The organism is Kordia zhangzhouensis, assembly GCF_001005305.1.
GTDB lineage: Bacteria > Bacteroidota > Bacteroidia > Flavobacteriales > Flavobacteriaceae > Kordia > Kordia zhangzhouensis.
Genome location: NZ_LBMH01000004.1, coordinates 127,378 through 140,625 on the forward strand (window position 1 = coordinate 127,378; position 13,248 = coordinate 140,625).

The window sequence follows — 13,248 nt, forward strand, 5'->3', positions numbered from 1 at the left end:
AAACCTTACACCATGAAAAATACCTCAGTTCATGCGCATAGCGAAGTAGTACAAGAATTACAAACATTGCTTACAGCCAATCCACCTATGAAAGTTGCTTTAGAAGCTTCATTAATTGCAGCGAGAATTTCTGCAGAAACCAAACTCAATTCAGATTTGTATAATGCTTACAATGATGTGTTTAACGGAAATGCGTGGCCAATTACCATTGAAAACTATTACGACTATTTAGATATGTATGTGCGTTTAGTACCAGATGAAAGTGATGATCCAAATTATCCAAATGCATGGAAAAGTACAGATACTTCTAATGGATATAACCAGAAAGTTTTTGATTTATTATGCCAATTTTATTGGTTAGTTGACCAAAAAGTTCCTGATAGTAACTTATCAATGCAAAGCTTCCCAGAGTTTTCTGATTGGCTAGTTAAGTTTGCACAAGCGTGGGGAAGTTTCCTCAATACAACTGACTCGTTAACGAAAGAAAGTTTATATTCTTTCAAGCATAATCCAATGTATAATTATCCACTTTATGCGGATAATACTAGTACTTGGACAACGTTCAATCAATTTTTTTATAGAGAATTCAATCATGCAGATGCTGTTACCGGAATTTCGCCATTGCGACCAATTGCAGCACCTACTGATAATACAACAATCGTAGCACCTGCCGATTGTACTTATAAAGAAGATTATAAAATTGATGCAGAAGGAAATGTGCTAGGGAAAGATGGTCAAATTACACAAAATCGTTTGAAGCACACACATACCATAGGAACTGTGGAAGAATTGCTTGATGGAAGTACATATGCAAGTGATTTTTATGGCGGAACGTTTGTACATTACTTTTTAGGACCATACGATTACCATCGTTTTCACACACCTGTGAGTGGAAAAGTATTGGAAATAAAGGATATTCAAGGAAAAGTATACTTAAATGTAGAGATGACAGATGATGGTGAATTTGATGCACCAGATGGCTCTGGAGATGGATACGAATTCAACCAAGCGCGCGGTTTAATTATTGTAGATGCTGGAGAAGAAGTAGGAAAAGTGGCAATTCTTCCTATAGGAATGGCGCAAGTTTCTGGAGTATTGATGTATACGGAAGAAGATGAGAAAAACGGAATCACAAAAGAAATGGTAATTAACGAAGGACAAGAAGTAGTGAAAGGACGTGAATTTGGAAAATTCTGTTTTGGCGGTTCAGATATCATCATGTTGTTTGAAAAACCAGTAAGTGATTTGTACCTATTCAAAAGAGATCCAGGACATGTGCCAATTCATTTTCAGTACGGGCAAACTGCAATATATGTGAAATAATTTAGTGTTTTTTTAGTGTATACGATTAAACGATGCAATGCCCAATATTTAGGCAATTGCATCGTTTTTATGTTTCATTGTTTTTATGTCAAAAGACATAAGTTTTATAAAGTAAGAGTACGTTTATATAGATGTACCACAATTCATCCTGAAAAAACTACAATTCAGTAGATTCTTTTTTTTCTCCCTTTTACTTTGTTGGATATTTGACCTGTCAATCAAAAACAAATTCATTCATCAAAAAATGATCAGTATCGCCATTTTTATCGTCAAGTATGTCATTTCAGTTTTCTGAATTACCATCAAACAAAAGTCAAATCATCAAAAAACAACAAAATGAAAAAAATCGTATTAATTCTACTATTTGTCGGTGTTGGAACAATCGCTTCTGCACAAACTCAATATGAAAAAGGGATGCTAAAAGCTTTTTCTCTTTGGAAAGAAAACAAAAGTATTGAAGCTGCCAATTTATTTGAACGTATTTCTTCAGCGACACCCAATGAATGGTTGCCGTTATACTATGCAGCACAAATCAACATTTTAAACGGTTTTACTATAAAAGATAAAAGTAAATTAACGCAACAGTTAGAAAAAGCTCAAGCACAATTGGACAAAGCAAAGAGTTTATCGCCTAATAATCCAGAAATTATGGTCATGCAAGCCATGTTGTACACTGTTTGGGTGGCGTATGATGGAGCTACGTATGGGATGAAGTACGCTCCAAAGGTGAGTGAAATTTACGCAAAAGCGTTGGCAATTGATCATAACAATCCACGAGTAGTGCTTTGTAAAGCAGAATGGGATATGGGAAGTGCTCGCTATTTTGGACAAGATACAGCTCCTTTTTGTAAAGAACTAGAACGTGCTCAAACACTTTTTGAAACAGAAGCAAAACAACAGGATTTTACTCCAAGTTGGGGAAAAGAGCGAGTTATACAATTGGTAGACGAATGTAAAAAATAAAAGTGTGTTGTAAAATCATTAGTATCTTTGAGAAACATCAATGTATATAGCGAATAATGAAAGAGTTTACTAAAGTCATATTAATCGGGATTATTATTGCAGGCATTCTATTTGCAATACATGTAGTTTTTAGATCTATTTCAGGGAATCTTCCAGGATTTAATAGTCTGTCAATTATTTTTGGATACTATTGTCTTTACTCAGTACCAATTAGCGTTGTAAACTCTTATTTTTTTGATTATATCAATTCGCCTAACAAATTCAGTCACTATATCCGTAAATATAGATTAATTGTAGGTATCATCGGTTCAATTATACTTACCATTTTTACAGTTTTTTTAGCGAGAATAGTACATAGAATCTTTATCGCAGGTGAATCGTATCAAGAATTATTCAATGCTAAGGAGTTGGAATTTTATTTCAATGCATTAATTATTACGGTGGTGTTTTCAGTTTTTTTTCATGCAATATATTTTTATAAAGAACTGCAAAAAAACAAAGTAAAAGAACAAAAAATCATTGCAGGTACAGCATCGGCACAATTTGATGCTTTGAAAAACCAACTAGATCCCCATTTTTTATTCAATAGCTTGAATGTACTGAGTTCTTTAATAGATGAAAATCCTCGTCAAGCACAAAAATTCACGTCAGGACTTTCAAAAGTATATCGATATGTATTAGAACAAAAAAATAAAGAATTGGTTACTGTTGATGAAGAATTGAAATTTGCACAAACCTATATGAGTTTGTTAAAAATGCGTTTTGAAGATAGTATAGTTTTTGAAGCACCAACAGAGGCTAGCAATCCAGAAAGCAAAGTCGTACCCTTATCATTACAATTGGTATTGGAAAATGCGGTGAAACATAATATGGTAACACCTTCCAAACCGTTGCATATCAAAATTTATGAAGAAGGAGGCAATTTAGTCATTCAAAATAACCTACAGGAAAAACAGATTGTAAAAAAGAGTAGTGGAGTAGGGTTGAATAATATCAAACAACGATACGATTTGTTAACACAACGAAAAGTACATATTAACAAAACAGCATCAGATTTTCGAGTTGCGATTCCGATGCTAACAAAACAAAGAGAAATTATGAGACAAAAAGCAATAAGTTCAGGAGAAAGAGGCTTGGACGATCAATATATTAAGGCAAGAAAACATGTAGAAAAGCTAAAAGAGTTTTACTATAATTTGGCATCCTACTGTTTAGTTATTCCATTTTTAATATTCATTAACTGGCGTACTAGTTGGGAGTTTCAATGGTTTTGGTTTCCAATGTTTGGTTGGGGAATTGGACTCGCATTTCATGCAATGGGTGTATATATTGAAGATGGGCGTTTTGGTAAAAACTGGGAAGAGCGCAAAATACGAGAATATATGGAGCAAGAAGAACGAAAACGCTGGAACTAACAGGTTGGCTATTAATTCAAAAATAAATCATCAAAAAACAACATATTATGGAACGATTACCCTCCTCAAATAAAACAACATATGACGCTCCCAAAGAGTTTAGGAGTTACGAAGAAGAAGAGCGTTACATGCGTGCTCGAAAAAAAGTAGAAAGCCTTAAAGGGTTTTACGGACACTTGGCAAGCTATGTTGTCATCAATATTTTTATCTTAGTATTAATTGCCTTCAATATGGACGAAGGTGAGCATTTTTGGAAATTTGAACATTTTTTTACAGCTTTTTTCTGGGGAATTGGGCTTGCGTTTCACGCTTTAGGTGTATTTGGTCCCGACTTGTTTTTTGGTAAAAACTGGGAAGAACGCAAAATCAAAGAGTATATGTCTAATCAAAAACAAAATTGGGAATAATAGATTAGTGAGGTAGTTTGTTAAATACTTATACAAGAGTGTTTAAGAAGCAATAAAAATCTGGAATCCAAAACTAGAAAAATGAAAGTAATCATCATTGAAGACGAAAAACCATCTGCTAGAAGATTAAATAGAATGTTGGCAAATGAAGGAATTGAGGTAGAAGTTATGCTGCATTCTGTAGCAGAATCTATCAATTGGTTTCAACACAATACACATCCTGATTTAATATTTTTAGATATCCAATTGTCTGATGGGTTATCTTTTGAAATCTTTGAAGAAATAGACATTAACTCTGCCATTATTTTTACTACAGCTTTTGATGAATATGCATTGCAAGCTTTCAAGCTTAATAGCATTGATTATTTACTAAAACCTATTGATGAAGATGAATTGGTTACTGCTGTAGAAAAATACAAAATACGTGCCCCAAAAACGCAAAACGTACAGTTGAATTTTGATGATATCAAAAAACTATTAGTCAATCCAATAGAACGAACGTATAAGAAACGATACACTGTAAAAGTTGGTCAGCATTTAAAAATGATTCCAATTGATGAAATTGAATGTTTTTATAGTGAAAATAAAGGAACGTATGCTTATACTATAGAAGGTAGAAACTATCTGCTAGAAACGTCTTTGGAAAACCTTGAAGATGAACTGTCTCCTGAATTATTTTATAGGGTGAGTAGAAAGTTTTATGTAAATATAAATGCAATTAAAGATATTATAAGTTATACCAATTCGCGACTCCAAATCAAATTGTATCACTTTGAAGAACAAGAAATCATTGTTAGTCGCGAACGAGTTAAAGATTTTAAAAATTGGTTAAACTAACAGTGGTATACTCGTAATTAAACGGCTGCTATTTAGCTTACCAAAACATAAATATTACAGTTGGTAAGTAAATAATAAACCTACTGTATTAACACTTTTAATCTTTTGTTGGTCATTTGGAGTAGTGGTAAGAGTGTTGTCAAAACGACTCAAATCTCCTTGTGTATTGAACATGATTCCAAGGCTAAATCTATCATCAATATGATAGGACATACCGATTCCTGTTTGTACTCCAAAATTCCAGCCTTCGTAAATATCTCCGATAGTGGTATTATTTACATAACTAAAATCGTCTTTTAAAATAGTTTGTGCGTAAAATCCAGCGTTTACTACCATTCGCATTCTAGGAGATATCGCATAGTTACCACTTAATAAAAGAGGAATTTTTAGTGTACCACGTTCATGATAAAAATTTTGCCCACTATTATTAAACCCTGTTCCTGAAAGCTGATTAAAACCTAGTCCAGTGGCAATTCCCCAACGACTACCTATGCGATAATCCAATAAAATATCAAAAGTAGTTGCATTAAGATTGTAATTAGGTTGATTATTATTGTCAATAACAGCATAACCAACTCCTCCGTAACCAATGATGCTAAAACGTGAATCAGATAATTGATAATCGTCAAAATACCCTTTGTCATTGTTATCGTTTTGGGCTGTCAAAAAATTAAGAGCACATAGTATGCTAGCAAGTAAAATGAAATTTTGTTTGTTCATAAAATTATAATGTTTGAATTATATGATGAAACTACTCAGAATAACTTACTTATTTAAAAAAAGGGACTCGTAATTTATAAATACATGGAAATATAGCTGGTTTTAATAGAAGTATTTTATTCGTCAACTCGATTGTCGTCAAAGCCTGATGGCAGTATTTTTGGGATGTACTTAATTACAAAAGGAAGTAATAACATTCCTCCTGGAAGCATAAAAATAGCCAAGCTTGGGATGCTTTTAAAAATATCTAGCAATTGTTCTTTTACTCGTTTTTGTTCTTCTTCGGTTAATGATCGAGTGGTGGATTGCGTTAATAAAATCATTAGCTCTTTGCTCTCGTACAATTCGGTAGCCAAACGTTTTTTGTTTCGGTTGATGAGTTTTTTAACCATATTACTAGAGTTTTCATAAAAACTTTGTACCATGTTGCGCGATTTTAACAATGCAATTTCATCTTTATGCGCTGTGTAAAAAGCAAAAATATCATCAGTAGCTTTCTCTAAAACCTCCGAAGACATGTTGAGGTCAGTACCTAAGTGTTTTAAGAAAATATGTTCTTCTTCGTCAATAACTTTATCGGTCCAAAAGGTCATGCATACCAAATCGATGATGTAATATTTTGTGAGGAGATTGGTAATATTTTTAGCTACATGCTCGTATTGCAATCGTTCGCGATCGTGATAGCGAAACGATGCCTCAAAAAGCCTAATTAGGCTTTCATCATATTTTGTTTTCTCTTTTTTTACATCCAACGCAGCAAATATGATGGTTTCTATAGAAGCTTCTAACTCTCGTAAATAAGTGTCTGTAATTTGACCATCTTGTATATATTTCTCGTACGCTAGTACATCTACAAATAATAAAGTATTGGTAATAAAATAACTGAAATTTTTAGTAATTACATTATCATCTATGGCAATGCGTTTATTAATCATACTTTCAAGCAAATCATACGATTTCTTTTTACCCAGAAATAGTTCTTGAAAAAAAGAGCGCTTATGGTCATCAATAATATTATAAAACTCAGTAACAGAGTCTACAAACTTTTCATCGTCTCCATAGTATTCATAAACAAATCGAAACGCTAATAGCATATTGACCTTACACAATTCTTCTTGTGTCAAATCGGCAACCTCAATTTGATTGAAAATAATCTTAAAGTTGGTGCCATATACAAAACCACTCGATTTCAATTCGTTATATAAATCATCTAATGAATAGTGTTTTGAAAACGGTTTAGTTTTGTAATCGGCAAATAATTTTTTTATCCAACCTTTAGCAGATGGGTTCATGTTTTGTTTAAATTTTACACCAAAAATAAAGCTACTTTAGTTAAAGTAGCTTATATAAATATACTATTTTTTATTTTTTACTGAATAATACCACCGCAACTTACACGAGCTCCAGCAGCTCCAGAAGGTTGAGATGTAAAATCGTCTGTTCCTTCATGAACAATGATTGCTTTTCCAATAACATCTTTGTTTTTGTCGCCACAACCAATACACCATTCATCTGTAGAAAATGTGATCGTTCCAAAGCCATCGGCTTTTACTTCAAAGTTTCCTATATCACCTTTATGGTATCCTTCTTCTGCACCCCATTTTCCATGTGGTTCAGCTGTTGGATTCCAGTGTCCACCTGTAGATTTTCCATCTGCTGAAGAACAATCTGCTTTTTCATGGATGTGTATGGCGTGTATTCCTTCCGATAGTCCTTCCATGATGGCTGTCATGGTTACTTTTCCATCTTCTTCTTTAAAGACAACTTTTCCAGACACATTACTTTCACTCTTAGGTTCTAAAGCAAATGTAATCTTTTTTACACCCGTATTTTGAGTAGTAGTAATCGTTTCTTGAGTATCTTCTGCTTTTGGCGTTTCTTTCTTCTTATCGTTTTTACAACTTACAGAAATAAGCAATATGCCAGCAGCTATTAATGCAATTCCTTTTTTCATTATTTTGGTTTTTTAGTGTTAGTGTATGAATTCTGTTTAACAAGGTAAGCAGATATTCAATCAAAAACAAACAATTATAGTTGCTAATCTTTAAAAGGTTCTTTTCCTTTTAAATGTTTATCTAGGAACTGAAGAATTCTACTATTTGCTTCAATTTGGTTTTCTTTTTTTACAAAACCGTGTCCTTCATCGTCAAATAAAACATACTCTACAGGAACGCCATTTTTTTTCACACCAGCTACAATTTCATCAGATTCTACCTGTAATACCCTAGGATCTTTTGCGCCTTGAAGAACCATTAAAGGTTTGGTCACTTTATCAGTATGAAATAATGGTGAAATTCGTTTTAAGCGAACAGAATCTGTAGTATGCGGATTTCCTAATTCTAAATACAATGCATCTTTGAACGATTCCCACCAAGGCGGAATACTTTTTAGAGTACGAATCCAATTGGTAACGCCATAAATATTGACACCAACATCAAATTCTTCGGGCGCATATGTCAAGGCAGCCATAGTCATGTAACCACCATAAGAACCACCCATGATTCCAATTTTGTCACTATCAATTTCGGGTTGCATTGCCAGCCAATTTTTTCCTTCTACACAGTCTTGTAAATCACCTTCTCCATGGTTTTGGTCGTCCATTTTGTAGAAAGTTTTGCCATAACCACTGCTTCCTCGATTGTTTACAGCCAATACTGCATATCCATGATTAACTAAGTATTGAATTAAAGGTCTAAATGACTGTGTAGATTGTCCTCCTGGACCTCCGTGAACCCATACCATTGCAGGGACTTTGTTTGTTTCAGAAGCTTGTTTTGGAAGATAATATATTGCTGGAATTTCTGTACCATCAAAAGACTTGTAGCGAATAACTTTGGCAGAAACCATATCTTCCAATTTTACATCTTTATTTAATGTATTGGTCAATTGGGTGAGTTTTTTAGTATTCAAATCGTAAACATACAAATTTGAAGGCGTGTTTGAGCCGCCCACATATAAGCGCATCAAGGTTTCATCGCTTGAAAATCCAACGCTTGTAATACTTTGATTGTCAAAATCAGGCAAATCTAATTTGTTGCCAGTAGCAACTTCCGTAATTTCAATTACGTTTTTTGCATCTTCATTGATGTACGTAACGCGATACGTACCTTTGTCTGTGATATAACTTCCGTTAATGTCCCACGATCTTGAAAGTACTTTTTCATGAGTGCCATCAGTTAAATTATACTTCATTAAAGATGCAAATTCGCCATCAGCATCGGTGGTGTAAAATAATGCAGAATGATCACTTGAAAACTCTTGTGCACTATTTCCACTAAGAGTAGTGTTTATCTTGGTGAGTTTTTTGGAAGGTATTTCATAAACAAACAAATCGCTATCGTTGGTATTGATGTTTTTACTAAGAGCTAGAAACTGCTTATTGTCTGATATTGCACTAATTCCATACCCTTTTTCATCAGTATAAATTCGTTTTGGGGAAAATGTTTCCAAATCCATTTCATACAAATCCATATAACGCTTGTCACGCTCATTGGATTGATAGAAAAAACTTTTTTTGTCTTTAGCCCATCCAAAAAAGATAGCTCTAGCGCCTTCTTGCGTTGTTAATTCTTTAGAACTGCCATCAAGGTTTTTTACGAATAAATGAAAAATCTCGTCTCCATTATTATCCATACGATATAAAATACGTTCATCTTCAGGGAAAAAAGAGATTCCGTAAATAGAAATACTATCCGATTCGGTTACGGGGATGTATTCGCCTCCAGTTGTTGGAATTGTATACATGTTATAAATTCCTGAACGATTGCTTGTAATGAGCAATTTGGATTTATCTGGAGAAAAACTTCCGCCAAAAACACGTTCATTATCCATAATTTGCTCAATAGTGTACTGTTTTACACTTTGAGCAGTATTTTTTGCGTGGGATTGCTTTGTTTCGTTTTTACAAGAAAAAAACAGCAATATCAACATACAAACTGCACTGATTTTCTTCATTGGATTAGTTTTTTAGTTCGAATATTTTAGTGTCTTTAAATGGTTTTAAATCAATTTGTTCCATTGCAGAACGATAGCTTTTCCATTCGTCATTGAAAAATGCATTGGTTTTTTGAAGTGCCTCTTTCAGGGCATTTTCTGCTTGTTGCATTAATTGGCGTTCTGTTTCTGTTAATCCTGTTTGGCGTGAACTCGCATACCAATTTGCAGCACCTATGCGTTGCATGACATTTACTTCAGGATTGCGGGTAATACCTTGACGTTTATCTTCTTTTCCTAAATATATAGCGATGACTTCATCAATTCGTTTAATGATATTTTTGGACTCTTTGATGGCATCTTTGTGCTTCTCTTTATCTAGCTCTGTTAAAGTAGATTGGTAGTTTTTTGCAATATTTTTACTTTCTACTAATTGCTTCACAGCATCAGCAGCCGTTTGGGTCATTTGTTCAATTTCTTTACCAGCAGTATAGGTCTCATTAATATTTTGTTGTGAGATTTGTAAACGAGGATCGCTAGCAACTTTAATTGTAGTTTCGGATGTTTGGTCTCCGTACGTAAGTTTTAATTGGTAAGTTCCAGGTTTTACTGAAACACCTCCTGACTCACGTCTGCGTGTACGAATAGTACGTGAAGGTCTGTCTACCCCTTTTTCGTCCATTCCCCAATACATTCGGTGTATTCCATTTTCTTTAGGAGCTTTATTTTTTAAAGTTCGAATAAGTTTTCCGTTATCGTAAATTTCTAATGTAAGAGAATCCCACTGTATCTTCTTTTCATCAAGTTCGCTTGCTTCATTATCTTCATTATCTTCATTATCTTCTTTTACTTCTTCTTTCGTTTCTTCCTTATCTGATGAAGCTGTTTCTTTTTTATTGAAATAATAAGAAATCATTGCGCCAGAACGTTTATTTTCACCATGGTACATAGCATCAGCACCAAAACGACTTCCGGTAGGTTGTTGATATGCAGCTTGATAAGCAGTTGGAGGTTCAAATAACGCAATGTTTTTGGTTAATACAGCTTTGTCTTTTGCAATTGCACGCAACGGACGAATGTCATCCAATACCCAAGCTGCTCTACCAAATGTACCAATAACAAGATCGTGTTCACGTGGATGAATTACCAAATCTTTTGTTGAAACTGTAGGAAAACCTGCAGTCCATTTTTGCCATTTGTTTCCAGCATCGAGAGAAACATATAGCCCGTCATCGGTACCTAGAAAAAGTAAATTTTTATTTAAAGGATCTTCTACAATAGAAAGCGCATAGCTTTCTACATCTGAAGCATCTACAATACGTTTCCATGTTTTTCCGTAGTCAGTAGTTCTATACGCGTACGGTTCATAGTTAAAACGTCTGTAATCATTTGCTACCAATAATGCTTCTCCTTGTTTTTTGTTTGAGGCTTTTACTTGTACAATCCAGCTTCCTGCTGGTAATCCTTTGATATTTTTAGTAACCTCTGTCCAGTCTTGCCCGCCGTTACGAGTAATGTGAACACGCCCGTCATCAGTTGCAGCCCATAACATATTTCGCTCCAAAGGAGAAGGTTCAATAACTAAAACGGTACAATGATTTTCTGCCCCTGTGGCATCCATTGTTAATCCGCCACTTTCGGCTTGTTTTAGCTTTTCAGGATCATTGGTGGATAAATCAGGAGAGATAATAGTCCATGTTAAACCTTTGTCAGTACTTTTATGTACAAATTGACTTCCAAAATAGATTGTACTATTGTCAAAAGGATCAATATTGATGGCAGAATTCCAGTTAAAACGTAATTGAACCTCAGGATCTGGATGTGTTGGTTTTACTGTGTAATTATTTCCTGTTTTCCAGTCGTAACGAGATACAAATCCTTGTTGGCTCATTGACCAACCGTAACGAGAGTTGTCTTTATCAGGCACTACATCAAAACCATCACCAAACGAAATTTCTTGCCAATACGAGTTGCGAATTCCTTGATCACGCCATACATATGCAGGTCCGCGCCAAGAACCATTGTCTTGCATTCCACCATACACATTATAAGGGAATTCGTTGTCTACGTTGATATGGTAAAATTGTGCTACTGGCAAGTTTCCTATGAAGCGCCACGTTTCTCCACGGTCTTTGGTAATATTCATACCTCCATCATTTCCATCAATCATAAACTTTCCATTGGTAGGGTGTATCCACCAAGCATGATGGTCAGGATGTACTCCATTGCTAACGCCATAGGCAGGCATCAATTGTCGAAAACTTTTACCACCATCTTCAGATACATTTACATACGTAAAAATTGTATACAAACGGTTTTCATTTTGTGGATCTACATAAATCTCAGAGTAATAGAATGGACGGTTTCCAATTCCAGATTTATCATTAACCTTTGTCCAATTAAAACCTCCATCAGTACTTTTATACAGTGCATTTTTTTTAGCCTCAATCAGTGCATATATAATATTTGGGCTACTAGGAGCAATAGCTACTCCAATACGTCCTAGTTCTCCTTTAGGTAGTCCTTCTTTGTCTGTCAATTTTTTCCAAGTGTTTCCACCGTCATGCGTAATATGTAATCCAGAGCCTTCTCCTCCAGATTTAAAAAACCATGGATCTCGTTTATGTTCCCACATTGCAGCGATTAACTTGTTTGGATTTGTAGGATCCATTACTAAATCGGCAGCTCCAGTTTTGTTGTTGGCAAATAAAATTTGTTTCCAAGTGTTTCCTCCATCAATAGTTTTGTACACACCACGTTCAGGATGTTCGCCCCAAGGCGAGCCAATTGCCGCAACATATACAACGTCAGGATTGGTAGGGTCAATAATTACACGGTGAATGTGACGTGTTTTTTCCAGTCCCATTAATTTCCAGTTTTTGCCTCCGTCCAAAGATTTATATATACCATAGCCACCATTCAAACTATTTCGTGGATTTCCTTCTCCTGTTCCTACCCAAATTACACTTGGATTGGATTGCTGGATAGCAACTGCTCCAACGGAAGCTGTGACTTCTTTGTCGAAAATAGGCTCCCATTTAATTCCTCCAGAAGTAGATTTCCAAAGCCCGCCTGAGGCAGTACCAACGTACATGACATCAGGATTAGATACGACAACGTCGATGGCCGTAACACGACCACTCATTCCGCCTGGACCAATGTTGCGAGGTTTCATGTTTTTTACAGTTTCCATGGTAAACTCTTGCGATGAAAGATTCCATACAGAAAATGTAAGTAAGAGTAGAAAAAGTTTTTTCATTTGTAGGTGGTTATTTTAATTGTTTTTGGTTTGTGTTATTAGGTTTTATTTAGTTTTCTAAAATAGCCAATCTACTGTTAATATTTCTTAAAAGTGTGTTAAGGTGTCGGTCTAATCTCTTAAAAAAGGACTAGTAAAAGGGAAAAAAAGTTAGTGACTTTAGGGTGTTTTTACCCTTGGAAACTTTTGCAAAAGCAGCTAATTTTAAAACCAATTGCTTTAGGAAGCTTGCTAAGATTGAAAAACGAATAATACTTGTGCTAACTCAATAAGCAAACTATTTGCTTTAAAAGGGGTTCGGATTTTTTAATATTCATTCAATGTATAAGTAGCTATACTCCTTATTGTTTAATTTAATTAATATGACTGTAACGACAGAAAAGTCAAAGAA

10 protein-coding genes are annotated in these 13,248 nt (G+C 34.6%); 5 read left to right on the forward strand and 5 right to left on the reverse strand.

The window, feature by feature from the left end; genetic code table 11:
- Window positions 1-12: 12 nt before the first annotated feature.
- From AA088_RS07215 to AA088_RS07235, 5 genes are all read left to right on the forward strand, one after another.
- Entirely contained in the window at window positions 13-1,323 is a 1,311-nt protein-coding gene (locus AA088_RS07215) for a phosphatidylserine decarboxylase (RefSeq protein ID WP_046744301.1), read from the forward strand.
- Window positions 1,324-1,659: 336 nt separating this feature from the next.
- Complete coding sequence (locus AA088_RS07220; protein ID WP_046744302.1) at window positions 1,660-2,286, forward strand: tetratricopeptide repeat protein; 627 nt, start codon at window positions 1,660-1,662, stop codon at window positions 2,284-2,286.
- Window positions 2,287-2,342: 56 nt separating this feature from the next.
- A complete protein-coding gene (locus tag AA088_RS07225) occupies window positions 2,343-3,701 on the forward strand; it encodes a 2TM domain-containing protein (RefSeq protein WP_046744303.1) in 1,359 nt (452 codons plus the stop codon).
- A gap of 47 nt (window positions 3,702-3,748) precedes the next feature.
- The gene (locus AA088_RS07230) at window positions 3,749-4,108 is read left to right on the forward strand and encodes a 2TM domain-containing protein (protein ID WP_046744304.1); all 360 of its coding nucleotides are present in this window, start codon (window positions 3,749-3,751) and stop codon (window positions 4,106-4,108) included.
- An 81-nt stretch (window positions 4,109-4,189) separates the two neighbouring features.
- Window positions 4,190-4,945: a LytR/AlgR family response regulator transcription factor gene (locus AA088_RS07235; protein WP_046744305.1), complete on the forward strand. Its 756-nt coding sequence runs from the start codon at window positions 4,190-4,192 to the stop codon at window positions 4,943-4,945.
- A gap of 54 nt (window positions 4,946-4,999) precedes the next feature.
- Here AA088_RS07235 and AA088_RS07240 read toward each other — a convergent pair whose 3' ends face one another.
- The 5 genes from AA088_RS07240 to AA088_RS07260 all read right to left on the reverse strand — a co-directional run bounded on the left by AA088_RS07240 (window position 5,000) and on the right by AA088_RS07260 (window position 12,857).
- Complete coding sequence (locus AA088_RS07240; RefSeq protein ID WP_052752812.1) at window positions 5,000-5,665, reverse strand: outer membrane beta-barrel protein; 666 nt, start codon at window positions 5,663-5,665, stop codon at window positions 5,000-5,002.
- A gap of 116 nt (window positions 5,666-5,781) precedes the next feature.
- Window positions 5,782-6,957, reverse strand: a complete 1,176-nt coding sequence (locus AA088_RS07245) for an LETM1-related biofilm-associated protein (RefSeq protein WP_046744306.1) — start codon at window positions 6,955-6,957, stop codon at window positions 5,782-5,784.
- Window positions 6,958-7,034: 77 nt separating this feature from the next.
- Complete coding sequence (locus tag AA088_RS07250) at window positions 7,035-7,619, reverse strand: superoxide dismutase family protein (RefSeq protein WP_046744307.1); 585 nt, start codon at window positions 7,617-7,619, stop codon at window positions 7,035-7,037.
- 83 nt (window positions 7,620-7,702) lie between these two features.
- The gene (locus tag AA088_RS07255; RefSeq protein ID WP_046744308.1) at window positions 7,703-9,619 is read right to left on the reverse strand and encodes a S9 family peptidase; all 1,917 of its coding nucleotides are present in this window, start codon (window positions 9,617-9,619) and stop codon (window positions 7,703-7,705) included.
- A 4-nt stretch (window positions 9,620-9,623) separates the two neighbouring features.
- Entirely contained in the window at window positions 9,624-12,857 is a 3,234-nt protein-coding gene (locus AA088_RS07260) for a WD40/YVTN/BNR-like repeat-containing protein (RefSeq protein ID WP_046744309.1), read from the reverse strand.
- Window positions 12,858-13,248 lie beyond the last annotated feature (391 nt).